General features: G+C 45.0%; 20 protein-coding genes and 1 riboswitch. Of the genes, 17 read left to right on the top strand and 3 right to left on the bottom strand.

Annotation, left to right across the window (positions count from 1 at the left end; genetic code table 11):
• Positions 1-24: 24 nt before the first annotated feature.
• The 5 genes from J2Z34_RS08810 to J2Z34_RS08790 all read left to right on the top strand — a co-directional run bounded on the left by J2Z34_RS08810 (position 25) and on the right by J2Z34_RS08790 (position 4,462).
• Positions 25-1,155 (top strand): 4Fe-4S dicluster-binding protein, encoded by a 1,131-nt coding sequence (locus J2Z34_RS08810; protein WP_209459497.1) that lies wholly within the window; start codon positions 25-27, stop codon positions 1,153-1,155.
• A 96-nt stretch (positions 1,156-1,251) separates the two neighbouring features.
• Complete coding sequence (locus J2Z34_RS08805) at positions 1,252-1,647, top strand: BRcat domain-containing protein (protein ID WP_209459496.1); 396 nt, start codon at positions 1,252-1,254, stop codon at positions 1,645-1,647.
• A 154-nt stretch (positions 1,648-1,801) separates the two neighbouring features.
• Positions 1,802-2,092 (top strand): carboxypeptidase-like regulatory domain-containing protein, encoded by a 291-nt coding sequence (locus J2Z34_RS08800; protein ID WP_209459495.1) that lies wholly within the window; start codon positions 1,802-1,804, stop codon positions 2,090-2,092.
• Positions 2,093-2,198: 106 nt separating this feature from the next.
• A riboswitch (molybdenum cofactor riboswitch) is annotated at positions 2,199-2,300 on the top strand.
• A gap of 35 nt (positions 2,301-2,335) precedes the next feature.
• Positions 2,336-4,174 (top strand): aldehyde ferredoxin oxidoreductase family protein, encoded by a 1,839-nt coding sequence (locus J2Z34_RS08795; protein ID WP_209459494.1) that lies wholly within the window; start codon positions 2,336-2,338, stop codon positions 4,172-4,174.
• Entirely contained in the window at positions 4,175-4,462 is a 288-nt protein-coding gene (locus tag J2Z34_RS08790) for a MoaD/ThiS family protein (protein WP_209459493.1), read from the top strand.
• Positions 4,463-4,684: 222 nt separating this feature from the next.
• Here J2Z34_RS08790 and J2Z34_RS08785 read toward each other — a convergent pair whose 3' ends face one another.
• The 3 genes from J2Z34_RS08785 to J2Z34_RS08775 are packed head-to-tail and all read right to left on the bottom strand — an operon-like array spanning position 4,685 to position 8,218.
• Positions 4,685-6,964 (bottom strand): xanthine dehydrogenase family protein molybdopterin-binding subunit, encoded by a 2,280-nt coding sequence (locus J2Z34_RS08785; RefSeq protein ID WP_209459492.1) that lies wholly within the window; start codon positions 6,962-6,964, stop codon positions 4,685-4,687.
• A 1-nt stretch (position 6,965) separates the two neighbouring features.
• On the bottom strand, positions 6,966-7,424 hold the full coding sequence (locus J2Z34_RS08780; RefSeq protein WP_209459491.1) for a (2Fe-2S)-binding protein: 459 nt from the start codon (positions 7,422-7,424) through the stop codon (positions 6,966-6,968).
• A complete protein-coding gene (locus tag J2Z34_RS08775) occupies positions 7,421-8,218 on the bottom strand; it encodes an FAD binding domain-containing protein (protein ID WP_209459490.1) in 798 nt (265 codons plus the stop codon). Before J2Z34_RS08775 ends, J2Z34_RS08780 begins: the two co-directional genes overlap by 4 nt.
• A 447-nt stretch (positions 8,219-8,665) precedes the next feature.
• Between J2Z34_RS08775 and J2Z34_RS08770 the strand changes: the two genes are divergently transcribed.
• The 12 genes from J2Z34_RS08770 (at position 8,666) to J2Z34_RS08715 (ending at position 22,180) form a co-directional block, all read left to right on the top strand.
• Complete coding sequence (locus J2Z34_RS08770) at positions 8,666-8,950, top strand: hypothetical protein (RefSeq protein ID WP_209459489.1); 285 nt, start codon at positions 8,666-8,668, stop codon at positions 8,948-8,950.
• An 18-nt stretch (positions 8,951-8,968) separates the two neighbouring features.
• On the top strand, positions 8,969-10,330 hold the full coding sequence (locus J2Z34_RS08765; protein ID WP_209459488.1) for a glycoside-pentoside-hexuronide (GPH):cation symporter: 1,362 nt from the start codon (positions 8,969-8,971) through the stop codon (positions 10,328-10,330).
• A gap of 14 nt (positions 10,331-10,344) precedes the next feature.
• The gene (locus tag J2Z34_RS08760; RefSeq protein WP_245250582.1) at positions 10,345-12,207 is read left to right on the top strand and encodes an alpha-glucosidase; all 1,863 of its coding nucleotides are present in this window, start codon (positions 10,345-10,347) and stop codon (positions 12,205-12,207) included.
• A 5-nt stretch (positions 12,208-12,212) separates the two neighbouring features.
• Entirely contained in the window at positions 12,213-12,623 is a 411-nt protein-coding gene (locus tag J2Z34_RS08755) for a p24 family protein (RefSeq protein WP_209459486.1), read from the top strand.
• Positions 12,624-12,792: 169 nt separating this feature from the next.
• Positions 12,793-13,206, top strand: a complete 414-nt coding sequence (locus J2Z34_RS08750; RefSeq protein WP_209459485.1) for a hypothetical protein — start codon at positions 12,793-12,795, stop codon at positions 13,204-13,206.
• A gap of 11 nt (positions 13,207-13,217) precedes the next feature.
• On the top strand, positions 13,218-13,823 hold the full coding sequence (locus J2Z34_RS08745; RefSeq protein ID WP_209459542.1) for a TetR/AcrR family transcriptional regulator: 606 nt from the start codon (positions 13,218-13,220) through the stop codon (positions 13,821-13,823).
• A 15-nt stretch (positions 13,824-13,838) separates the two neighbouring features.
• Entirely contained in the window at positions 13,839-14,546 is a 708-nt protein-coding gene (locus J2Z34_RS08740; RefSeq protein WP_209459484.1) for a flavodoxin family protein, read from the top strand.
• A 206-nt stretch (positions 14,547-14,752) separates the two neighbouring features.
• On the top strand, positions 14,753-15,682 hold the full coding sequence (gene manA, locus J2Z34_RS08735) for a mannose-6-phosphate isomerase, class I (protein WP_209459483.1): 930 nt from the start codon (positions 14,753-14,755) through the stop codon (positions 15,680-15,682).
• Between the two features lie 36 nt (positions 15,683-15,718).
• Positions 15,719-16,435 (top strand): MurR/RpiR family transcriptional regulator, encoded by a 717-nt coding sequence (locus J2Z34_RS08730; protein ID WP_209459482.1) that lies wholly within the window; start codon positions 15,719-15,721, stop codon positions 16,433-16,435.
• 134 nt (positions 16,436-16,569) lie between these two features.
• On the top strand, positions 16,570-19,131 hold the full coding sequence (locus J2Z34_RS08725; protein ID WP_209459481.1) for a glycoside hydrolase family 38 N-terminal domain-containing protein: 2,562 nt from the start codon (positions 16,570-16,572) through the stop codon (positions 19,129-19,131).
• A 30-nt stretch (positions 19,132-19,161) separates the two neighbouring features.
• On the top strand, positions 19,162-20,793 hold the full coding sequence (locus J2Z34_RS08720) for a PTS transporter subunit EIIC (RefSeq protein WP_209459480.1): 1,632 nt from the start codon (positions 19,162-19,164) through the stop codon (positions 20,791-20,793).
• Between the two features lie 64 nt (positions 20,794-20,857).
• On the top strand, positions 20,858-22,180 hold the full coding sequence (locus tag J2Z34_RS08715; RefSeq protein ID WP_209459479.1) for a 6-phospho-alpha-glucosidase: 1,323 nt from the start codon (positions 20,858-20,860) through the stop codon (positions 22,178-22,180).
• The last annotated feature ends 907 nt before the right edge of the window (positions 22,181-23,087 follow it).

Below are 23,087 nucleotides of genomic sequence, written 5' to 3'. Positions count from 1 at the left end.
ACAATAATTTTTTTGGGGTGCTAAATGAACGATGAATTGTACAGAAGGCTGGCAAAGCATCTGGATGACCTGCCTGGCGGGTTTCCGGAGACTGAGTCAGGAGTTGAGATCAAGATACTAAAGAAACTCTTTACACCAGAGGATGCAGAAATGGCCCTGGCACTAAGCATAATCGAGGAAGAGCCGAGGGTTGTAGCCTGGAGGATGGGAATACCTGTTGATGAGGCTGGAGAAAGGCTTGATGAGATGGAGAAGAAGGGGCTGATCTACGGAACACGAAAGGAAGGTCAGCCTCCGAGATACATGGCTTCACAGTTCGTTGTCGGCATCTGGGAATATCAGATAGGCAGGCTTGACCTTGAGCTAATTGGTTACTTCGAGGAGTATGCGCCTCATCTGCTTGATTCCAGGACCTGGAAGAAGACGCCTCAGCTTCGGACAGTTCCGGTAGGAGGATCTGTTGGAGGGGACACTGAGATATTGTCCTATGAGAAGGCTGAGGAACTGGTAAGGGCTCAGACAAAGTTCACAGTTACCCCATGCATCTGCAGGACTGAAATGGAGATGATTGGCGAGGGCTGCGGAAAACCCAAGGAGACCTGCCTGTCCTTCGGGCAGGGAGCAGACTTCTACCAGCGCATAGGAAGAGGCAGGGCCATTACAATGGAAGAAGCCCTTGAGGTCCTGAAAAAGGCAGATAAGGCTGGGCTTGTGCTTTCACCAGGCAATGAGCGCGATGCCGTGTTCATCTGTGCCTGCTGCGGCTGCTGCTGTGGAGTCCTGAAGACCCTTAAGAAGCAGCCCAAACCGGGAAGGCTCGTATCATCGCCATTCATGGCTGTAGTAGACATTGATCCCTGCATAGGCTGCGGTATCTGTATCAAAAGATGCCAGATGGATGCTGTTGTGATCAATGAGAGGAAAGCTTCAATTGACGAGGACAGGTGCATAGGCTGCGGACTCTGTGTAACTACATGCCCTGTAAAGGCTATAAGCCTGAAGAGAAAAGCAGAAGGAGAGCAGCCATACGTCCCTAAGACTATCACACAGACCTTCATAAGGCTCGGCAAGGACAGAGGTAAGCTCTCGAATGGAAGGCTTGTAAGGATGCTTGTAAAGTCAAAGGTGGACAGGCTGTCTGCTCCTAAGGAATGAGGATGACTTGCCATTATTGCTGTAATCTATTTTTAAAGTTACAGATGTAGAATAGGATATTGTAAAGAACTACTAAATGTTGGAAGGATGCTGGAAATGAAAGAAAGACTTAGGAGACTAATGCAGGGACGATATGGTGTGGACGAGCTATCAAAAATGATGGTATATGCCAGCTTTGTGGTAATGCTTGTGGGAAGCTTTGCGAAAAACCCATATATCAACCTGGCTGGATTCATGATCATAATATACTCATATTCAAGGATATTTTCAAAGAATCAAAGGCTGCGCTCAGCCCAGAACCTTAAGTACATGCAGGTGAGAGACAGGTTTCTTCGTAAGATAAGCAATCAGATCCAGATAATGAAACTGAGCAAGACCTACAGAGTATATAGCTGTCCGGGATGCAAGCAGCTGGTCAGGGTTCCCAAAGGCAAGGGTAGGGTAGAGGTAAAGTGTCCCAAGTGTGGCACCAGGTTCTCTAAGAATAGCTGATCAAGAAGAAGGTAGTGACATGAATCGGAGTAATGGACGAATTCTCTGCAGATTGCGGAATCATTGGAAATATATCGCATTGACCATTATTGCAGCTTTATTCATTCTGGTTTCTTCGTGCGGCTTAGCACCAACCGACCAGGATACAGGGATTATGGGTACGGTAACCATCGGACCTGTCAGTCCTGTCTCAAAGCAAGGTGAACCAGATTCTATTCCATATCCTGATGCTGCATTCGTTGTGAGAAATCTTGCAACCGGTAAGAAGATAAAGGCAGTCTCAGACAAGGACGGTTTATTCCAGATTCTTGTTCCGGAAGGAAGGTATATGCTGGAATCTGAGTCAGGTGGCATGCAGCTTCCGTTCCTCAAGCCCGTCGAGGTTGAGGTGATAAAGGGCAGCTTTACCGAAGTCGTTGTAAGCTTCGATTCAGGGATAAGGTGAGCTAGCTTAAATGTAGCAACCGTATGTCAGACCATTAATTGTGTTAAGGTGAAATACCAGTCAAAGTGATGAGGAATAATTGTTATTCCTATTATTTAGTTTTATAATTTAGGTAATAGCTCGAGCTTTGTCTAGGGACAAAGCCAATGGGTATTGACCTGAGATTCAATGCCTCCCGTGTTTGGAAAGAGTTATGGGTAACTTCTTAGGTGACCTATGATTAAAATACGGGAGGTATTTGTTATGTCAATTCACGGCGGATTCTGGAACTCTCTCCTTAGGATCAATCTGACGGACAAATCGATCAAGAAAGAAAAGCTTGATGATGAAGTGTTCAGAAAGTATGTTGGCGGTGCGCTTCTGGCTGATAAGCTGCTGTATGATGAGCTTTCTCCCGGTATAGACCCATTAGGTCCTGAGAATAAGCTTGTCTTTTTTGCCGGGCCGCTGACAGGTACCAAGGCAATCTGTGCCAGCAGAATGGGTGTTGCGACAAAGTCCCCGCTTACAGGTACAATCTGCAATTCATTCAGCGGTGGGCACATGCCAGTTGAACTGAAGTATGCAGGCTATGACATTATTGTTATTGAAGGTGCCTCAGACGTGCCGGTCTATATCTCCATAAAGGATGATAAGGTAAGCATACGTTCAGCAGAAAAGCTGTGGGGCATAAATGCCCTGGATACTCAGATTTACATGAAGGAAGAGCTGAACGACCAGAATTACAGAATCGCATGCATTGGCCCGGCCGGTGAACACATCAGCCTTATTTCCTCGATAATCAATGAGCAGAGAGCCATGGGAAGAAAGGGTGTAGGGGCTGTTATGGGAAGCAAGAAGCTCAAGGCTATTGCAATAAGAGGAACCCAGACTGTACCAGTAGCCAATCCCGAAATCCTTCAGGCAGGTATAGCAGAATTTACTAAAGCGCTTAAGGACTCTCCATTTGCCTATCCTGTATTCTCCCATGTAGGATCATCTTCTGCAGTGGATGCAGCTCAGGCAGTAGGTGTATTCCCAAGCAGGAACTACACTGATACGGGATGTCAGGATTACTCTGCCATAGGTCCTGAGGCTCTTTCAGAATATAAGGTCAGAAGGAACAATTGCTTTGGATGTCCTCTTGGCTGCAGTCAGGTCAGAATGGCTAAAAATGGAAAATACGCTGGAATCGCTACAGAGGGTCCGGAGTATGAGACTCTCTACTCCTTCGGCTCGATGCTTGGAATCAAAAATCCTGATTTCATTTTTGTAATGGACAGGTTATGTGATGAATTGGGCATCGATTCCATCTCGGCAGGCGTCACGATTTCCATGGCTATGGAGATGTATGAAAAGGGGCTGCTTCCTGGAGCTGAGGGTCTGGATCTGACCTGGGGCAATGAAGATACCATAGCCAAACTGGTCAGGATGATGGCCTACAGAGAAGGACTTGGCGAAATGATGTCAGATGGGACCAGGGTTTTTGCAAAGAAGCTTGGAAACGGGGCAGAAAAATTTGCAATGAATGTCAAAGGACTTGAGCTGCCTGCATATGATCCAAGGGGACTTAAGGCTCATGGACTTAACTTTGCTACAGCATATAACGGTGCTGACCACAACAGAGGCTATGCATTCCAGGAAGTATTCGGCATGCCATTCCCATACCCGGTAGAAAGACTTGCTATCAAGGGAAAGGGGATACTTACCAAATTCAATCAGGATTTTTGCGGGACATATGATGTTGCTACGCTCTGCGAATTCCCAACTCAGCTGGCAATGCCGCATAATGCCCAGGAAGTAGTAGCAATGCAGCTGACCGGTGCAACAGGAATGGAGTTTACCAAGGAAGATGTCTGGGCCCTGGGTGAAAGGCTCAATAATCTCACCCGCATGTTCAATGTCAGGGAAGGATTTTCACGCAAGGATGATACTCTGCCAGAACGATTCATGAAGGAAGAGCTGAAGGATGGCCTGTCCAAAGGAGAACTCATCACGGAAGCAGACCTCAATGCAATGCTGGATGAGTATTATGAAGCAAGAGGTTGGGATGAGAATGGAATACCTCGTGAAGAAAAGCTCAGGGAACTGGGACTTATCTGAATGGGAACCATTGAGCTCCGTGGATATGCAGCCTTCAAAAAACTGTTCGGTGATTCAGTGACCTTTGTAGAAATTGAAACACCCTGCAGCATAGAGGAATGCATGGACAAGCTGGATGCGACCTTTGACTACATGCTAAAATCCATGGTATACGATGAAGCTGGAAATCAGGATATATGGGTCAGGATACTTCTGAACGGACGTGAAATAGCTTTTCTGAAGGGCCAGAACCGCATGGTAAAGGACAAAGACATACTGCTGTTCATACCAGTATTGGGCGGGGGCTAAATCCAAAGATTCATAGCATCTGGGAAGCCTTAAAGGGAGCTATGATTGCTTCTGGTGAGGTGCCCAAAGTGCGGCAGGAAGTTCTACAAGAAACTGATAGCAACAGATGGTGACTGAATACTGAATACCAAAGAAAGAACGCTGGCGGAGTTACCGCAAGCGTTCTTTCTTATCTTGAAACGATACTATTAGTTTCAGGTATTCTTCATTAGGCTGTGAGTCTTACTTCAGCTCCTGCATTGCATTATAGACTTTTTCTGCAGTAATCGGGAGTTCCCTGATGCATACTCCGACTCCGTTGAGGACTGCTCCTGCTATAGCCGGAGAAGGGGTGTTTATGACGACCTCACCGATGGATTTTGCTCCGAACGGCCCTGTAGGCTCATAGCTGCTTTCGAAGTCAACACGGATGGTTCCAACATCAAGCCTTGTCGGTATCTTGTACTGCATGAAGGAATTGTTGTAAAGCTGTCCCTTGTCGCTGTATATGATGTCCTCATAGAGCGCCATTCCGATTCCCTGTGCAATTCCGCCTTCAGCCTGAATCCTTGTGATATTGGAATTGATGACAGTTCCGCAGTCTACTACTCCTACATAGTCTATGAGGTCTACCTTTCCTGTTTCCTTGTCAATCTCCACCTCAGCCATACCTACCATAAATGGCGGTGGTGATGTCTGTGATGAGAAGGACTCTGTGGCATACAGGGAGTTTCTGTTTCCATCCATTTCAGCGTTGCCGATATCCTTGAGGCTTATAGATTCATTGGTTTCCACGTTATATACCTTCGTCCCGTCGAAATCAACCTTGTCAGCGTCGCATTTTAGCTTGGAAGCCCCTGCCTTCTTGATCTTTTCGACCAGAACTTCGCAGGTCTTCACTGTAGCCATTCCTGTGACGTAGGCTGTGCTTGAAGCGTAGGAGCCCTTGTCATAAGGTGAGGAGTCTGTGTCAACTCCGTGCACTACAATGTCGTCCACCGAGCAGTCAAGGCAGTCAGCGGCAATCTGAGCGAGTATGGTATCGCAGCCTGTGCCCATGTCTGATGCACCTATACCCATGGTATAGAATCCGTCGTCGTTGACCTTAAGGGATACTGCTGCAGTATCAACCTTGGATATGCCTGAACCCTGCATGGCCATTGCGACTCCGACGCTCCTGACCTTACCGTTTCCTAGGTCCTTTGCCGGATACTTCTCATCCCATTTGATCATTTCCTTGGCTTTTGCCATGCATCTGTCAAGTGCGCAGCTGTTGAGCTGCTCGCCATAATATGCATACATCTTCTGGCCTTCCTTGACCATGTTCAGCTCCCTGAGCTTAACCGGGTCCATGTTCATCTTCACAGCCAGCTCATTTACAGCTGACTCAACTGCAAATATTCCCTGTGGAGCTCCATAGCCTCTGTATGCTCCTGCAGACATAACGTTTGTGTACACGACATCGAAGCTGAATTTGAAGGCATCTGTCTTTCCATAAAGAGGTATTGATTTGTGACCTGACAGTCCTACCGTAGTAGGTCCGTGTTCTCCGTAGGCACCAGTATTAGATAGTGTGTGAAGGTCGATTCCACGGATTATTCCATCCTTGGTTGCTCCTACCTTTACAGTCAATTCCATCTCATGCCTTGGTGATCCTGCTATGTGTGATTCCTGCCTGGAGTAGACTATAAGAGCAGGCTTTCCGGTCTTCATGGTCACGATTGCCGGATATATCTCCGAAACTGCTGTCTGCTTGGCTCCAAAGCCTCCGCCAATCCTGGGTTTTATTACCCTTATCTGGGACTTGGGTATCCCAAGTGCATTCGAAAGTATCCTTCTTACATGGAAGGGTATCTGGGTGGATGACACGCAGGTGAGCCTTCCAAAGGCGTCCTTGTATGTGAAGGTTCGGAAGGTTTCCATCATTGTCTGGTTGTTGGCCTTGGTATGATAGGTCTGTTCTACAACGTAATCACAGGCTGCAAGCACTGCATCGATGTCCCCGTGCTGGTCTGAGGCGCTTGCACAGAGGTTCCTCTTGTTATCGGCTCCTACCGGTCTAAGGCTTCTCCAGTTGTCCTCAGGATGTATCACAACAGGGTTATCCTTTGCTTTCCTTAAGTCAAGGATCGGCTCGAGGACCTCATACTTCACTGAGATTAGCTTCAGTGCTTCATCAACCGCAGCTGATGTAGTTCCTGCTACAATTGCCACCGGGTCTCCGACAAACCTTACCCTCTGGTCGAGTATGAGCCTGTCGTATGGACTCGGCTCAGGATATGTCTGACCTGCCAGAGTGAACCTTTCACCGGCTACTTCCCTGTAGGTGAGTACGCACTCTATTCCTGGAACCGCTGCTGCCTTTTCAGTATCTATCTCGGTTATTACTGCATGGGCATGTGGGCTTCTCAGGAGCTTTACCACAAGGGCATCCTTAGGTGAAAGGTCCTGGGTATATACAGGTTTTCCAGTGACAAGGGACATGGCATCCTTTTTTCTTATAGGCTTGCTTATATGCCGCATATTATTTCTCCCCCCTACTCGAGAGATAGTTCCTTATTGCTCTCTTCTGTCCCATGTAGCCTGTGCATCTGCAAAGGTTCCCTGAGAGATACAGTGAGACCTCTTCATCAGTAGGATTCTTGAGCTCCCTTGACATGGCGATCACGCTCATGACTATTCCCGGGCTGCAGAATCCGCACTGCTCCGCTCCCTGGTCTGCAAGGAACTCTCCGAATTCAATCGCTTCCTTCTGAAGTCCCTCCAGGGTATATACATGCTTGCCATTCGCTCTAGCTGCAAGTGTTGAGCAGGAGAGGACCGGCTTGTCATCCATGATTACGCTGCAAAGTCCGCAGTTGGAGGTCTCACAGCCACGCTTCACACTACCGCATCCATTTTCTCTGAGGAAGTCTATTAAAAGCTTGCCGTCATCTATTTCCCTTGTTATTTCTTTTCCGTTCAGCCACAGTTTTATCGTCATGCCTTTTCACCTCCGAGCAGTTCCGTGATGCCCCGCCTTATGTATACCGATGCCAGGTGCTTACGGTAGTCTCCACCTGCACGCATGTCGCTGCCATAGGTGAACTGGTCTCTGGCCCATTCTGAAAACTTCAGGATCTCTTCTGCTGATGAACCTGCCGCAAGGCCGCTGTCATTGCTCTCGACGAGACCTGCCTTTGAAGGCCTTGCTCCGACAGACACATAAACAGTGCTTCCCTTCATGGCAACTGCTGCTGTGATCACAGGGAAGTCAGTCTTGGTGTTTCTCTGGGACTTATAGGATGCCTTCCTTCCGTCCTTTTTGATTATGACACTTACAAGTATGTCTGTATCAGGCTTCACCTGGACGAATTCCTTGAGAGGAACGATTCCACCCTTGTATAGCTCGACGTGAGTATCGAGGGCCAGAAGGCTTGTCAGCACATCAGAGAACCCATATCTGCCGTATATGCTTCCTCCGACTGTAGCACCGTTTCTGAACTGTACTCCGATGATACGGTGCACTGCTTCCCTTATGAAGCCTTTGAACTCCCTGTTTATTCCTTCATGAAGCTCAAGGCTCCTTAATGAGCACATGCAGCCAATCCTGAATTCCTCACCTGTCTCCTCGATGGTATCGAGGCCAAGTCCTGACAGGTCAATGGCTTCTGCGATGTTTCTGTTTCCCATCTTCATCCACATGAATCCGCCAATGACGACCCTCTTCCTGTCCTGGTTAAGCTCATAGGCTTCCTCAAGACTGCTGGCCCTGACGATCTTTTCAATGCTTACCACACCGATCCCCCCAAAAGTTTATTTTTCCTCAAACAACATCTCTTCAATCCTAAAGTATAATCCTTTCTGGCATACCTGGTTTGGACAATTGGAAAACATACGGTAAATTTTGGCCGTATCGCACCAATAAGGCCGCTTCGAAGTCACTCAGGGAATTAACCAGGATGACCAGAAAGTGCCCGCCGCCATAAGTATTACGAATGAAAATCAGATGAAGGTGTTCTTTGTTCGATATATACATTATACTTTACATCTTCCTCCATCTCCACCAAAACCATGAAAAAAAGGGATATGGCATTTTTAAACGATGCACCGGAGGGCTTTTTGGAGGAATAAAGATCCCCAGCCACAGAGGGGCGTATATGACAATTAAGAAAAATGATATACTTAAGTCAAAGTATTCTGATTATTTGAATAGGGATGCATCCAATCACAGGAGGGCTTGAAATGGAGCGATTCACAAGGCTGTCTGAGGACGGAAAGAAATACGTGGCGGAGGCAGGAAGCATATCAGTTTCTGAAGGTATCTGCCAAGGTGAACTGATTGAAAGGCTGGCAAAATTCGAGAACATGCTCGAGCACATCATGAAGGAGCATGAGGAGCTGCCAAAGGAACTGCAGGCTTTAAGGGATGCAGAAAAGACAAAGACCTACAAATACAGGGAAGTGTTCACGAGGAAGCTGATGAATGACTCGTTCGTTGTAGAGCTTATGGGGTTCGGACTGAAATGATGTATCGGGAGGCTTGATATGGACAGATACAAGAGGAACAGAATTGCATTCGGACTTGGTACCATCGGACGCGACATGCTTTTTACGCTAATCAGCATGTATCTCATGGTATACCTAACTGAAATCCTGGACCTGCCTGACAGCGTCATGTGGTGGATGACAGGCATACTCACAGTCCTTCGGATATTCGATGCGGTGAACGACCCGTTCATGGGATATATTGTAGACAATACGCATTCAAGATACGGGAAGTTCAAGCCCTGGATAGTCATTGGCGGACTGATAGGAGGAATCCTCACTGTCCTGCTGTTCACTGACCTTGGCCTTAGCGGTACTTCGCTCATACTGTCCTTCGGAATAATATATCTTCTCTGGGACCTGATCTACGGTACCAACGACATAGCTTACTGGTCCATGCTGCCGTCCCTTGCCATTGACCAGAAGGAGAGGGAGAAGACAGGAGCCTTTGCCAGGATTTGTGCCAATATCGGGATGTACGCCATTGTTGTCGGGATTCTGCCTGTGACTAATGCCCTTGGAGGAGACAAGAAAGCCTGGTTCATACTTGCAGTGTCCGTTGTAGCCATAACATGGCTGTTCCTTCTGTTTACGCTTATAGGAGTGAAGGAAGACAGGTCACTTTACAGGGATGAGGAGCATACGACACTAAAGGAGATAGTATCAGTCCTCTTCAGAAACGATCAGCTGATGTACACTGCAGCATCGATGGGTCTCTTCATGATCGGATATGTCACCACGACTACCTTCGGAGTGTATTTCTTCAAATATGCTTTCAGGGATGAAGGCATGTATCCGGTTTTTGCCGGAATACTTGGAGTTTCACAGCTTGCGGCTCTATCGATGTTCCATATGTTCTCGAAGAGATTCACGAGGAAGCAGCTTTACGGGGCTGCCACGGTCATGGTTGCAGTTGGCTATGTCCTGTTCTTCCTTTCTCCAATGAACATGGTCTTCATTGGAATTTCAGGTGTTCTCATATTCGTGGCTGAGGCCTTCATTCAGCTGCTCATGCTGATGTTCATGTCTGACACCGTTGAATACGGACAGTGGAAGCTTGGAAGGAGGAATGAGAGCATAACCTTCTCAGTTCAGCCATTCATCAACAAGATAGGCGGAGCGATAGCTAACGGAATAGTGGGCGTGACCCTCATACTTTCAGGAATCAATTCCGCTGCAAGGCCTGAGGATGTCACAGCAGAAGGCCTCCTCATAATGAAGTTCTCAATGCTGATCCTGCCTCTCTTCTTCATAGCTGCAGGTTACATTGTGTACAGGCTCAAATACAGGATTGACAAGGAAATGTTCGACAAGATAGTCGATGACCTGGTTGAACGAGGTGACATCAGAAGGCAGGAGTGATTGCAATGATTGACATGAGCAGCAGAATTATTGACATTTACAGGAATCCGATTGGCAGGGACCTCTTAAGAAAAATACTCCTCCAGCTGGGTTGGAGTGAAAAACTGATTGATAACAGGATAATCGGCTCACTGAGGCTTGGCTGGATCCAAAGGCTATCCTTCGGTCGGGTGGACAGGGGACTTCTTGAGAGCATCATCTCACTTCTTAATACCGGGGATTCAATACCGGAGGATAAGATAAGCAATACCCGAGCGTGGTGGAAGGAGGCTGTGTTCTATCAGGTATATCCGAGGAGCTTCATGGATTCAAATGGTGATGGAACAGGTGACCTTAGAGGACTTATAAGCAGACTGGATTATCTTTCTGCGCTTGGTATTGATGCAGTCTGGCTTTCACCGGTTTACGACTCGCCAAATGATGACAATGGCTACGACATCAGGGACTATCGGAAGATCATGGCTGAGTTCGGTACAATGGAGGACTTCGATGAGCTTCTTTCAGAGCTTCATAAGAGAGGCATGAGGCTGCTCATGGACCTGGTTGTGAACCACACCTCAGATGAGCATGAATGGTTCAAGGAGGCGGTTCGGGAACCTCTTGGAAAATTTGGGGACTACTATTTTTTCAGGGATAAGCCGAACAACTGGACATCATACTTCGGCGGAAGCGCCTGGCGGTACATCGAGGAGAGGAAGGAGTACGCTCTTCATCTTTTCTCGCAGAAGCAGATGGACCTCAACTGGGAGAACAAGGATGTCAGGGAAGACATCAAGGATATGGTCAGATGGTGGCTTGAGAAAGGGGTCGACGGCTTCAGGCTTGATGTAATCAACTACATCTCAAAACCAAAGGGACTACCAGACGGCAGTGAGGTAATAGGAAAGCTCATGGGATTTACCGGAGTAGAGACATACTTCTACGGACCGAGGCTCAATGAGTACCTGAGGGAGCTGAAGAGGGATGCCTTCGAGCCCTATGGTGCCTTCACAGTCGGCGAAACTCCGGGAGTGGGCATTGAAATGATGAAGCTCCTTACGGCCGAGGGAAGGAAGGAGCTGGACATGGCTTTCTCCTTCGACCATCTTGAGACTCCTGGGCATTCAAGGTTCGATGAATACAGATACGACCTGAACTACTACAAGAGCTTCATGACTCAGCATATGGAAAGCTACAGCCCTTATTGTCAGATGTCCCTATTCTACGAGAATCATGACAACCCGAGGATGATCTCAAAGGTGGATAAGGATGAGAAGGTCCGGTGGATACTGGGCAAGCTTCTTGCCGTCATGCAGCTTACCTTGAAAGGTACTCCCTTCATTTTCCAGGGACAGGAGATCGGTATGGTAAACGGGAGATTCAAATCAATGGAAGAGCTCAGGGATGTGGATAGCTTCGGTAAGTTCAGTGAGCTAAAGGAGACAATTGGTGAAGAAAAGGCATTCAATAGAATACTCGCAGGCTCCAGGGACAACGCCAGGATACCGATGCAGTGGAGCAAAAAGGAAAACGGCGGCTTCACTGACGGCACTCCATGGATAGGTACAGGTGACATCGAGGTCTGCAATGCAGAGGATCAGATGGGAGATAAGGCATCACTTTGGTCCTTCTACAGGGACCTGATTGCACTAAGGAAGAAGCATCCAGCGCTTATCTATGGTGAAATTGAAATCACGAACAAGGACAGGAAGGACATCTTTACATACTTCAGGAGAGATGAGAAAGAAACATTATACATTGAGTGCAACCTGGGGAGGGAGAATATAAGAAGGAAAGGTGTTATGCCAACAGGAAGAATGCTTATTTCGAATTATGAGGATACAGATGAACACCTCAGGCCATATGAGGCTTCGGTTTGGATTACAAAGGAGGATTAAGTGTGATGAGTAGGAAGTCAGAAATGGGAAAAATTAAACCTGCAGTCCTGCTTATACTTTTGCTTGTCATTGTCTCAGGATGCTCAGGTGGATTCAGCAACAGTGTAACACTCGCAAGGGAATATAATACTCCGAATAGCCTTTCAATGTCGTACATGAAATTCAATGGAAGCAAGATGGGTGAATATATCCATATACCTGATGACGGTACTGTCGAAATCAGGACAGCAGTAGTCACAGAAGGCGGATCCTTATCAATAATCGTATCGAGAGACAACGAGAAGGGTGAGGTGGTTTACAGGGCTAACGATATACAGACCTCGGAATTCACCATAACCATTTCAGGGAAGGGAGAATATATGATATGGTTCGAAGCAAAGGACCACAAGGGAGCCTATAGTCTCCAATGGCATTGACCTGCTACCAACTATAACCGAGTAAAAATTGAGTATTGAGAGGTTCGGCTTATGCCGGACTTTTCTTTTATGCAGGAAGAAGAAAAATAATTTTTTGACAACCTATTGACAGACTAACTACCGTTAGTTAGAATAAAACTAACAAATGTTAGTCAAGGAGGACAACAGGTTGGAACTTTTCTTTGGAAGCACACTTTCTTCAGTAAACACAATGCTTATTGCCGGCATAGCTTTATTCATCGCATTACAGTACCATGGAAGGGGACGCGCTGCAGGTTGGGGGAGAAGACTTCTGATACTGGTCGCAGCAGGCCTTCTTGTATGCATCCTTGCTGCAATCCGTGACAACTACGCTCTTTCTGTTGCTGCTGCAACTACCGGTGGGGAAACGGGGCTTTTCACTGTTGAAAGCTTCCAGTCAGTATCAGCAAGCCTGGCAGGACTTACTATTGCAGCTGTCTCTTTTTCCGCCATGTTCATCAGGAAGGACAAATATAGTAAGGCTGCATTTTTCATGGTTTCTGGAATATTTGTGTTTAAGCTTCTCCTTGTAGAAGCGTCAAGGATAGTGATGGGGGGATAACGTTGGATAAGATGAGCACGAGACAAATGATAATAGTAGAGGCACTTGACCTGTTCTCTGAAAGGGGATATGAGGGAGTGTCCATGAGGGATATAGCAGCAAAGGTTGGAATAAAGGCATCATCCCTGTATAACCACTTTTCAAGCAAGGCAGATATATTCGACAGCATAGTACAGGAGATGTCGGAAAGGTATGAGACGGCGATCGGAATGATGAGAGTACCGCATGGAGAAGAGGAAGAAGTATCTGAAACATACCTGAAAATCTCGGAGGAGCAGTTTGTAGCAATAGCAAGAAATCTGTTCCTATACTTCCTGAAGGATGAATTCGCATCCAGGTTCAGGAGGATGCTGACCATAGAACAGTTCAGGGATGTGGCAGGAGATGTGTTCAGAAAGTTCTTCATCGATGGTGCACTGGATTTTGAAAGCTCGCTGTTCAAAAGTCTCATAAGGAAAGGCGGCTTCAGGGAGGCTGACCCTTATGTCATGGCTATGCAGTTCTATTCTCCGATTTTCCTTCTGCTGTCAAAGTACGACAGCTTTCCTGAGAAGGAAAGTGAAGCATTGGACCTTCTGACAAGGCACGTAACGCAATTCTCAAGGATTTATTCATAAAAGGAGCATAGTTAAATGGAAATGACACTGATCCACGGGCAGGCCCACAAGGGGTCGGGATGGCACATGACTAGAAGTATCGCAAAAGCGCTTGATGACGGCAACACAATAATACATGAGTTCAGTCTCCCTGTGGATGCAGACAAGTTTTGCATCGGCTGCTACAACTGCATCCTGAAGGGCTGCGAATTCTGCCCTCATAAGGACAAGATACAGCCTATCGTAAAGGCCTTGGAATCCTCTGATGTCATAATAATCGATTCTCCGACCTATTGCTTTGAGATGAGCGGAGCCCTGAAGAGTCTCTTCGACCATTTAGGGTACATGTGGCTGTCCCACAGACCTAACAAGGCCATGTTCAATAAGGTTGGTATAGTAGTGTCGACAGCAGCAGGTGCAGGTGCTAAAGGTGTAACAAAGTCCATGGCAAGGCAGCTTTTCTGGATGGGAGTACCTAAGGTCTACAGGATGAATATGAACGTAAATGCTGCAAAGTGGGAGGATGTCACTGAAAAGGTCCGTGGTGAAATAGAGAGTAGGATATCAGCTATTTCCATAAAAGCTGGAAGAAGCGTAAAGAAAGTTAAGCCAGGTTTGAAGCATAGACTGCTTTTCAACATAATGGCAAGGATGCAGAAAGGAAACTCATGGAATCTTGTTGACAGAAACCACTGGGATAACATGGGGTGGCTTGACAAGGCGAAGCCCTGGAATGCGTCATGATGGTTAAAAAGTTAATCGGAAGGATCAATCGAATGATTTTTTTGTCTGATCAGCCTTATACATTATTGGCACATGACAATGAGATGGGTAAAATCCGGTGTTTCATCTGCAATCGGATGAGGGTCCTTGAAAGATGAATCTTATTGCAAATCTGGAATGGATTAGTTATGGTATAGGTGATTAATCTAGGAATGAAGAGGTGCGATATGCAGGAAATACTGATGCTTGATCCGATTTTTGTAAGCAGGCTTTGGGGTGGGGAAAGGATTAAGGAACATTTTGGTTATCAGATTCAGGATTCTAATATAGGTGAATGCTGGGCAATCTCAGCACACAAAAATGGAGACTGCAAAATAAAAAATGGGCTTCTAAAGGGCAATACACTATCTTCAGTGTATAGCGAGCACAGGGAACTTTTCGGAAACAGCAAGGATCCGGTTTTTCCATTGCTTACAAAAATCATAGATGCAAGCGATGACCTCAGCATACAGGTACATCCTGATGATGAATTTGCAAAAGAAGTTGAGAACGACCTTGGAAAGACTGAGTGCTGGTATATCATAGACTGTAATGACGATGCAAGGATTGTCTATGGCCATAACGCAGGTACCAGGGAAGAACTGAACCAGATGCTTGACAATGGCGAGTGGGAGTCACTCATGAACAGCATTCCGATTAAACCAGGCGATTTCTTTTATGTTCCCGCAGGAACAGTCCACGCAATATGCAAAGGGACGTTGATTCTGGAGACTCAGCAGTCTTCTGATACGACTTATAGAATATATGACTATGATCGGGTAGATGAGAACGGCATTAAAAGACAATTGCACTTTGACAAGGCGAAGTCGGTCATATCAGTGGATAAGACTGAAAAGAGCCCAAATCCAACAACTTTCGTCCAGGAAAACTGTGTTCGAACAGTCTACGTTGCAAGTGAATTTTTTACGGTTGAAAAATGGATCATCGACGGACCTTTCAACATGGAATCCTCAAATTATAAGCTCTTCAGTGTGCTTAATGGCACAGGAACAATAAATGGGTCAGAAATCAGTAAAGGTGACCACTTCATCCTTACTTCGGCTGCAAGTAGTATAGAGCTCGACGGGAATCTTGAACTTATTGTCTCGTTTGTGTGATGAGTTAAGAAAGGATTGTATAATTTGAAATATCGGGTGATACATCAACTTACTGAGAGGAATTTTGACAAGGAAGCGAGTAGAAGTGAACTGGAGGTTCTGGATTACCTGGAAAAGAACTTCACAAATATACCTTTCTTATCTGTCATAAAGGTTGCAAACGAGAGCTTCACTTCACAGGCTACAGTCAACAGGGCATGCAAGCTGCTAGGATTTCAGGGATTCAGTGAAATGAAATATGCTGCCAAGGAAGATATTGATCTGATGAATTCAACCAGTGAAAGGCATATAGCGAATACCGAATATATTCTGAGGAAAATTAGTTTTGATGGAGCAGCCTGTGTTTCTGATGCCATTATCGACAGCAGAAGAAAACTGATGATATTTGGATTAGGCGGTTCCAACATATCCGCATTGTATCTTCAGCGGCAGCTGCTGTACTTGGGTATTCCTTCACTGCTTGTTGCCGAGATGCAAATGTTCAAGAATTTTGAAGGATACTCGCTTATCGTTCTATCCAGTTCAGGCGAAACCCAAAGATGCCTTCAGATTGCCAAGGAAGCAAAAAAATTGAAAATGAAGGTCATATCGATAACGAAGAACGAATCAAGCCTGATGAAGTTAAGTGACTACTGCTTTTATCATGATGTCCCTGTAGATAAGATGAAGGGTATTTCACGAGAACAGCAATTGCATATCATGATTATGATCAACGAAGTTGTGGACCAACTAAAACAGAAGTTAAATATCTGATCAGACGCATCCGAGAATATCCCACCTTGAGAAATTGAGGTGGGATTTAATTTGTGGATAATTATCCATGACATTGGAGAGAAAGAGTATTTGTAACCGTTATACTAAGGCTGTAATAACAAGGGGGTAATGAGATGAACAGGAACATTAAGATTCTCATGCACACACATTGGGATCGTGAATGGTACTTCACAAAAGATGAGACCAAAGTGCTATTAAGAAATCACATGCAGGAAGTCATGAGTTTCCTTGAAGAAAATCCGGATCATACCTACATTCTTGATGGGCAAAGCATCATGATCGACGATTATCTTGAACTGGAGTCTGATGCTGAAAATAGAATGAAGAACCTGATAGAGAACAGACAGCTAAAGGTCGGACCGTGGTACACACAAACAGATCTGCTCCTCGTTCACGGCGAGTCAGTATACAGAAACCTTTACTACGGAATTAAAAGGGCACAGGATTTCGGGAAACCGATGCTGGTAGGATATGCTCCGGATACTTTTGGACACTCGAGTCAAATGCCTCAGATATATTCACAGTTTGGGATAAATTCAACCTTCTTCTGGAGAGGCTTCAGTGAACTGAAGGCGGAGAAATCAGATTTCACATGGGAAGGGGTAGACGGGACCCGTATATTCGGAGGAAACCTTTCTACAGGCTATCAGGGTGCAAAGTATCTTGAAGAAGACAGATCGCAGCTGGAAGCAAGAATAAAGAAAGTAATGGCAGTACTGGACAAGTATTCAGCAGGGCCAGGAAGACTGGTGATGAACGGCCATGACCAGATGCCTATTCAATCCAACATAGTTGATATTGTTGGGAAGCTAAGGGAAATATATCCGGAGGACAATATTGAGGTTTCTGATTTTGAAGGCTATATGGATACACTTAAAGGTCTTGACCTTGAGGTTGTAAGAGGTGAACTTACTCACAGCAAGCATTCAAGGATACACAGGACAATCGGATCAACAAGAATGGACATCAAATTGCTGAATTCTGAAATTGAGCATAAGCTGTATAACTCATTGGAGCCCCTGGCTGTAATTGGCGCTGGTGCAGGCATTCCTTATCCTCACGGAGTAATAGAAAATATACTCAAGACTTTGTTCGGGGTACATGCTCACGACAGCCTTGGCGGATGCAACTCTGACAAAGTTAACAGGGACATCAAACAACGGTTGATGAATGCCAGGGAAATGATAGACACACAGATTGAATTGCATCTAAGGCTTCTTACGTTAGCGAAGAGAGATGAAAAGAATGTTATTGCTATCGTGAACACCTTGCCAGAACATAGGAATGACGAATATCTCGAGGTTGAGATGATCACCAGGTCACGTGGCTTCGACATAATTGATGAAGCTGGAAGGAAGCTCAAATTCACCATATTAAAGCAGAGCGAAGTTGATGCCGGACTCATTGACCGTCAGGTTGCTGCAAGGCTCTTGGATCTCAGCGTGTATAAAAGCGTCATATTGCTCCAGGTTGATGAGATTGACGGACTAAGCATAAGGTATTTCAAGGTCATGGAGAATGATGAATACAATTCAGTTGAAAAGGTGTCCGATAACTCAATAAAGAACCAATGGGGAGAGCTGTTTGTTTCAAATAACTCATTGAACTACAGGGACATAAGAACCGGACAGCTGAAAAAGAATGTGCTGTTCATCGAAAACTCCGGTGATGCCGGCGATAGCTATGATTATTCACCACCAGTACAGGACAGGATCCTTGATACAACACAATCAGGCAAGATCAGTGCTGAAAAGGTAAGCGGGAAAGGCTTTGAAGAACTCAGGGTTTCATGGTCGATGGACGTACCTTCAGATATGGATAGCCGAGTGAACGGACCTGATGATAACTTAGTCACATTTACGGCTGCATTCAGGCTTTACGACAATGACCCGAAAGTCTATTCTACACTGAATCATGTGAATAAAGTCAAAGATTCACGATACAGGTTGGTATTTTCCACTGGAATCGAAACTGACATGGCACATGTTGACGGGTTCTTGTCTGCACACAATAAACCAGTCTATATGACCGAGGAACTGGCAGTCTGGGAAAATGAAAAATGGGCTGAGAAACCGATCAGTGTTGAGACCTTCCAGAGCTTCGTTCATCTGACAAAGGATAACAAGAATGCGTATCTGTTTACAGATGGTCTAAAAGAGTATGAGGTTCTTGAGGATAGGATTCACCTTACACTGTTCAGATGCTTCTCACACCTCGGCAAAAGGAATCTGGTCAACAGACCTGGCAGACCTTCAGGCATTGAAATCGAGACACCTGATAATCAGCTGAAGGATGTTGAATTTTCATTCAGATTTGCATTTTCGTTCAATCTGAATGAAGTGAACCCTTCACGGGAAAGCAAGAAGTTCCTGTCTCCGCTGATTGGATATCAGAGAAAGGAATTCAACAGGTTCAACATAAATGCGAGAAAGGAACTGAAGGAAACTGCAGGACATCTGAATATGGAACTTGGAAAAGCAGCTGTTTCAGCAGTAAAGCTTACTGAAAAAACCGGAGATATATTCATCAGGCTGTTCAACCCGGAAAACATTGAAATTTCAGTCGTATTGCCAGATGGATCATATAGGGCCAGTGCCATGGAAGAGAAGCTGGAGTCCGTAGACCATGTTATCTTGAAGCCACAGGAGATCATTAATATTATTGTTAGTAATTAATCCAATAATCAATATTAAAGGAGCGAGATCATGTCAAATTTTAAGAAAAACTTTCAGAGCTTCGGTAAGTCACTGCTGTTTCCAATCAGCCTGTTGTCATTCATGGCTATTTTCCTTGGGCTTGCAGCTGCACTTCAAAACAAGAACATTATTGGTTCAATTCCATTCCTTGCCAATCAGACAGTTCAGACCGTATTAGGACTCATTCGTAAAATCGCCGGACTTCCATTTGGTCAACTGCCTCTTCTCTTTGCAATGTCAATTCCTCTGGGAATGGTCAAAAGAGACAAGGGTGTCTCAGTATATGCAGGAGCTGTCGGATATATCGCGATGCTCATGAGTATGAGCTATGTCCTTCAGATGCAGGGATTCACAGGAGCTACAACTTCAGTGGATTATCTGATGAAGACCGGAGGTCTTTCCCAGGTTGATGCGACTCTCAGGAATTCATTGTTCACAAACGTTCTTGGAATTTTTGTATACAACACGAATGTCATAGGCGGTATCATCGCAGGACTTATGGGTGTATATCTGCACAACAGGTTCAGGGAGACCGAACTTCATCCTTCGCTGACTTTCTACAGCGGCAAGAGGTTTGTTCCGATAGTCGCAGCACTTGTCATGGTAGTTGTAGGAATCGCACTGACTTTCGTCTGGCCGATCGTAAATACTGCAATAATAACAATGGGTAAGCTGATCAGCGAAAGCGGGATGTTTGGAGTATTCCTTTATGGATTCACAGAAAAGGTGATCAATCCAACCGGACTTCATCACATATTGAACCAGACCTTCAGATTTACAGCACTCGGCGGTGTTGAGACTGTCAACGGAGAATCTCTGGTCGGAGCTCTCCAGATATATCTCTACCAACTTGACAATCAGCTGCCTTTCTCTCCAGCGGCTACACAGTTCCTTGCACAGGGAAAGATACTCCATATGGTATTTGGAATGCCTGCTGCAGTAATGGCCATATATCATTCAGCTTTACCGGAGAAGAGGGATAGAGTTCTCAAATTCTTCATAGCCGGTGTCACAGCTGTCATTTTGACAGGAATAACAGAACCGATAGAGTTCACATTCATATTCATCTCCCCGATACTTTGGATAGTAAACGCGATATTTGCGGGACTTGCGTTCCTGGTACCAGCAATTTTTGGAGCAGCCATCGGAAATATTCAGGGTGGAATAATAGACTGGTTCGTATTCGGTGTACTTCAGGGTGCTCAGACGAAGTGGTACCTGTACCTGATCGCAGGACCGATATTCTTTGCAATGTACTACTTCACATACAGGTTCATCATAACCAAGTTCAATGTCATGACTATAGGCAGGAAGGATACTGATTTCACAGAAGAAGAGGAAACAGGAGCCGCAACTTCCATTTCAGAACAGGACAAAAAAACTGCAGAATATATCATTGAAGGCCTTGGCGGACTTGATAACATAACAGATATCGATAATTGCATAACCAGGCTGAGAGTGGAAGTCATTGATACAAACAAGATCAATGAGGACCTCATAAAGAAGACAAATCCCAATGGAATCATAAGACCAGACAAGTCAACAATTCATATTGTGTATGGCGGCAGAATCACTAAAATCAGAAACATAGTTGATAATTATGTATTTGATTTAAGAAATACTGACAAGAAATTGGGATAAATGTATCAGGGAAGACCTTTTGTAATGGAAGGTCTTTCCTGTTCGAATCACGAAAGGGGAACTTATGAAAAAGTATAACATTGTCATCGTTGGAGGTGGAAGCACCTGGACTCCGGGACTTCTTAACAGCCTGGTAAAGAAGAAGAATGAATTTCCACTCGGCAAACTTATCATGTATGATACAAACGGAGAGAGACAGGCAGTAATTGGAGAATTTGCCAGGGTGCTTTTTAAGGAAAGATACGCTGACCTGGATTTCATGTACACTACAGATAAGGAAATGGCTTTCAAGGAAGTTGACTTCGTATTCTGTCAAATGAGGACAGGCGGATACCAAATGAGGGAAAAGGATGAGAAGATTCCTCTTCAGTTTGGTGTGATAGGCCAGGAGACATGCGGGCCCGGAGGTTTTGCCTATGGTTTGAGATCCATAAGGGACATGATACAGCTTATTCAAGATGTCAGGAAACATTCAAAGGAAGCCTGGATACTTAACTACACTAATCCAGCAGCAATTGTGGCTGAAGCAGTGAACAGGGTATTTAATGATGATAAGCGAATCCTGAACATATGCGACCAGCCAGTGAATCTGCTTAGATCATACGGGAAGATACTTGGTATGAATCCTTATGAATTCGAACCAGTATATTTCGGCCTCAATCATTTCGGCTGGTTCAAGCACCTTTATGACAAGAACGGTGTGGATATGGTGCCAGTCATAAAAAAGATCGTCAAGGAAAGGGGATTTGCACCTGCTGATGCTGAGCAGAGGGACAAATCATGGCTGGATACCTATGCAATGGTAGAGGACATGCTGAATGATTTCCCTGAATACCTGCCAAACACATATCTCCAATATTATCTGTACCCTGAGTATAAGGTCTCAAAGATGGACCCGAACCATACAAGGGCAAATGAGGTCATGAATGGGAGAGAGAAAAGGGTTTTCGAGGAATGCAGAAGAGTTGCTGCAGAGGGTACTGTTGAAAATGCACATGTAGTTCACAATGATGCACATGGAGACATGATTGTTGAAGTTGCAGAATCGATCGCATTCAATAAAAACAGCCTTTATGTGGTTATTGTTGAGAATAACGGCCTGATAAGCAACATACAGGATAATGCCATGGTAGAGGTAACAGCCTGCCTGGGAATAAACGGTCCCAGACCATTCGGTGTAGGCAAGATAGATACTTTCTACAAAGGGATGATTGAACAGCAGCTGGCTTTTGAAAAGCTTACTGTCGATGCCTATTTTGAAGAATCATACAATAAGGCACTTAAGGCACTGACACTGAACAGGATAGTCACGGACGCGAAAAAGGCCAGAAAGATATTGGATGCTCTAATAGTTGCCAACGAAGGCTACTGGCCTGAACTTAAATAATTCATCCGGAATGTTAAGAAGCCCATTTAGCAAATCAAGAGGGTTTGATTGTGGCCGGAACCTTTTTCCGGTTATTCAGTATAAGTGCAATAAGTCCGATTTACGTGCTGATTTAGAGCATATGTCATATACTTAGCAGTAAAAGTGAGAAATTTTCAAAAACATTATATTAAGCAAATGAACAAAAGAATAATGACTATTGATGCTTATTGACAAGATATTCAAAGTATTTTTTAGGACATATGAGCCGCAATGGTTTGTTGACAGTAAATATGAGAGTTCAATAAATACTGCTATTTATTCATAAAATGTCGTTCAAATGTCAAAAAGTGATAATGTTGATATTATTTATTTCTAGTGTTACTTTGGTTTTAATGGATGCATCAGAGCCGGGGTCGCATGACCATAATCAGCTCTTATTTCATATGTTCGCGGCAACCGACCCTTGGGGGTCGGTTTTTGTCATTTAGGGGATATTCTGCTCTTTTTTGTTGTTTTCCCGCAACACCATTCCGCTAGTCAAGTCATGGCACAACGATTTTTCGTTAGTATCTTGGTTATTCTTCACTAAAATTTCCTTGAGATTTTCTATTGCTATTCTTCAGATATTTACGTTCTAAAAAAAAGTGTGATTTTAAATGTATTGCATCGGCTCTGATTTCAGAGGATTGCGGACTGACATGTTCAAGGCATTATCATACGTATTAGTGTCGACTAATCATTAGAACTGAGGTTATTGCAGGAGCCACGACGGAAGCGATGTATCCGGTTTATTCTTCCTATACTTGAAGGCTTGTATGGCCAGGTGAGAAAATCCATGCATTGATTCCGCATCACAGATACTAAGCCACCGCTACTGGATTATTACAGGTGCAGAAATGAAGAGAACAGGGGCTCGGTTGAATGC

Origin of the sequence: Youngiibacter multivorans (genome assembly GCF_017873395.1) — a bacterium.
GTDB lineage: Bacteria > Bacillota > Clostridia > Clostridiales > Clostridiaceae > Youngiibacter > Youngiibacter multivorans.
This window is presented reverse-complemented; position numbering and strand designations above follow the sequence as displayed.

Coding starts and splice junctions, on each gene's coding strand:
- J2Z34_RS08810 (WP_209459497.1), top strand. CDS start 25: ATGAACGATGAATTGTACAGAAGGCTGGCAAAGCATCTGGATGACCTG.
- J2Z34_RS08805 (WP_209459496.1), top strand. CDS start 1,252: ATGAAAGAAAGACTTAGGAGACTAATGCAGGGACGATATGGTGTGGAC.
- J2Z34_RS08800 (WP_209459495.1), top strand. CDS start 1,802: ATGGGTACGGTAACCATCGGACCTGTCAGTCCTGTCTCAAAGCAAGGT.
- J2Z34_RS08795 (WP_209459494.1), top strand. CDS start 2,336: ATGTCAATTCACGGCGGATTCTGGAACTCTCTCCTTAGGATCAATCTG.
- J2Z34_RS08790 (WP_209459493.1), top strand. CDS start 4,175: ATGGGAACCATTGAGCTCCGTGGATATGCAGCCTTCAAAAAACTGTTC.
- J2Z34_RS08785 (WP_209459492.1), bottom strand. CDS start 6,964: ATGCGGCATATAAGCAAGCCTATAAGAAAAAAGGATGCCATGTCCCTT.
- J2Z34_RS08780 (WP_209459491.1), bottom strand. CDS start 7,424: ATGACGATAAAACTGTGGCTGAACGGAAAAGAAATAACAAGGGAAATA.
- J2Z34_RS08770 (WP_209459489.1), top strand. CDS start 8,666: ATGGAGCGATTCACAAGGCTGTCTGAGGACGGAAAGAAATACGTGGCG.
- J2Z34_RS08765 (WP_209459488.1), top strand. CDS start 8,969: ATGGACAGATACAAGAGGAACAGAATTGCATTCGGACTTGGTACCATC.
- J2Z34_RS08760 (WP_245250582.1), top strand. CDS start 10,345: ATGAGCAGCAGAATTATTGACATTTACAGGAATCCGATTGGCAGGGAC.
- J2Z34_RS08755 (WP_209459486.1), top strand. CDS start 12,213: ATGAGTAGGAAGTCAGAAATGGGAAAAATTAAACCTGCAGTCCTGCTT.
- J2Z34_RS08745 (WP_209459542.1), top strand. CDS start 13,218: ATGAGCACGAGACAAATGATAATAGTAGAGGCACTTGACCTGTTCTCT.
- J2Z34_RS08740 (WP_209459484.1), top strand. CDS start 13,839: ATGGAAATGACACTGATCCACGGGCAGGCCCACAAGGGGTCGGGATGG.
- manA (WP_209459483.1), top strand. CDS start 14,753: ATGCAGGAAATACTGATGCTTGATCCGATTTTTGTAAGCAGGCTTTGG.
- J2Z34_RS08725 (WP_209459481.1), top strand. CDS start 16,570: ATGAACAGGAACATTAAGATTCTCATGCACACACATTGGGATCGTGAA.
- J2Z34_RS08720 (WP_209459480.1), top strand. CDS start 19,162: ATGTCAAATTTTAAGAAAAACTTTCAGAGCTTCGGTAAGTCACTGCTG.
- J2Z34_RS08715 (WP_209459479.1), top strand. CDS start 20,858: ATGAAAAAGTATAACATTGTCATCGTTGGAGGTGGAAGCACCTGGACT.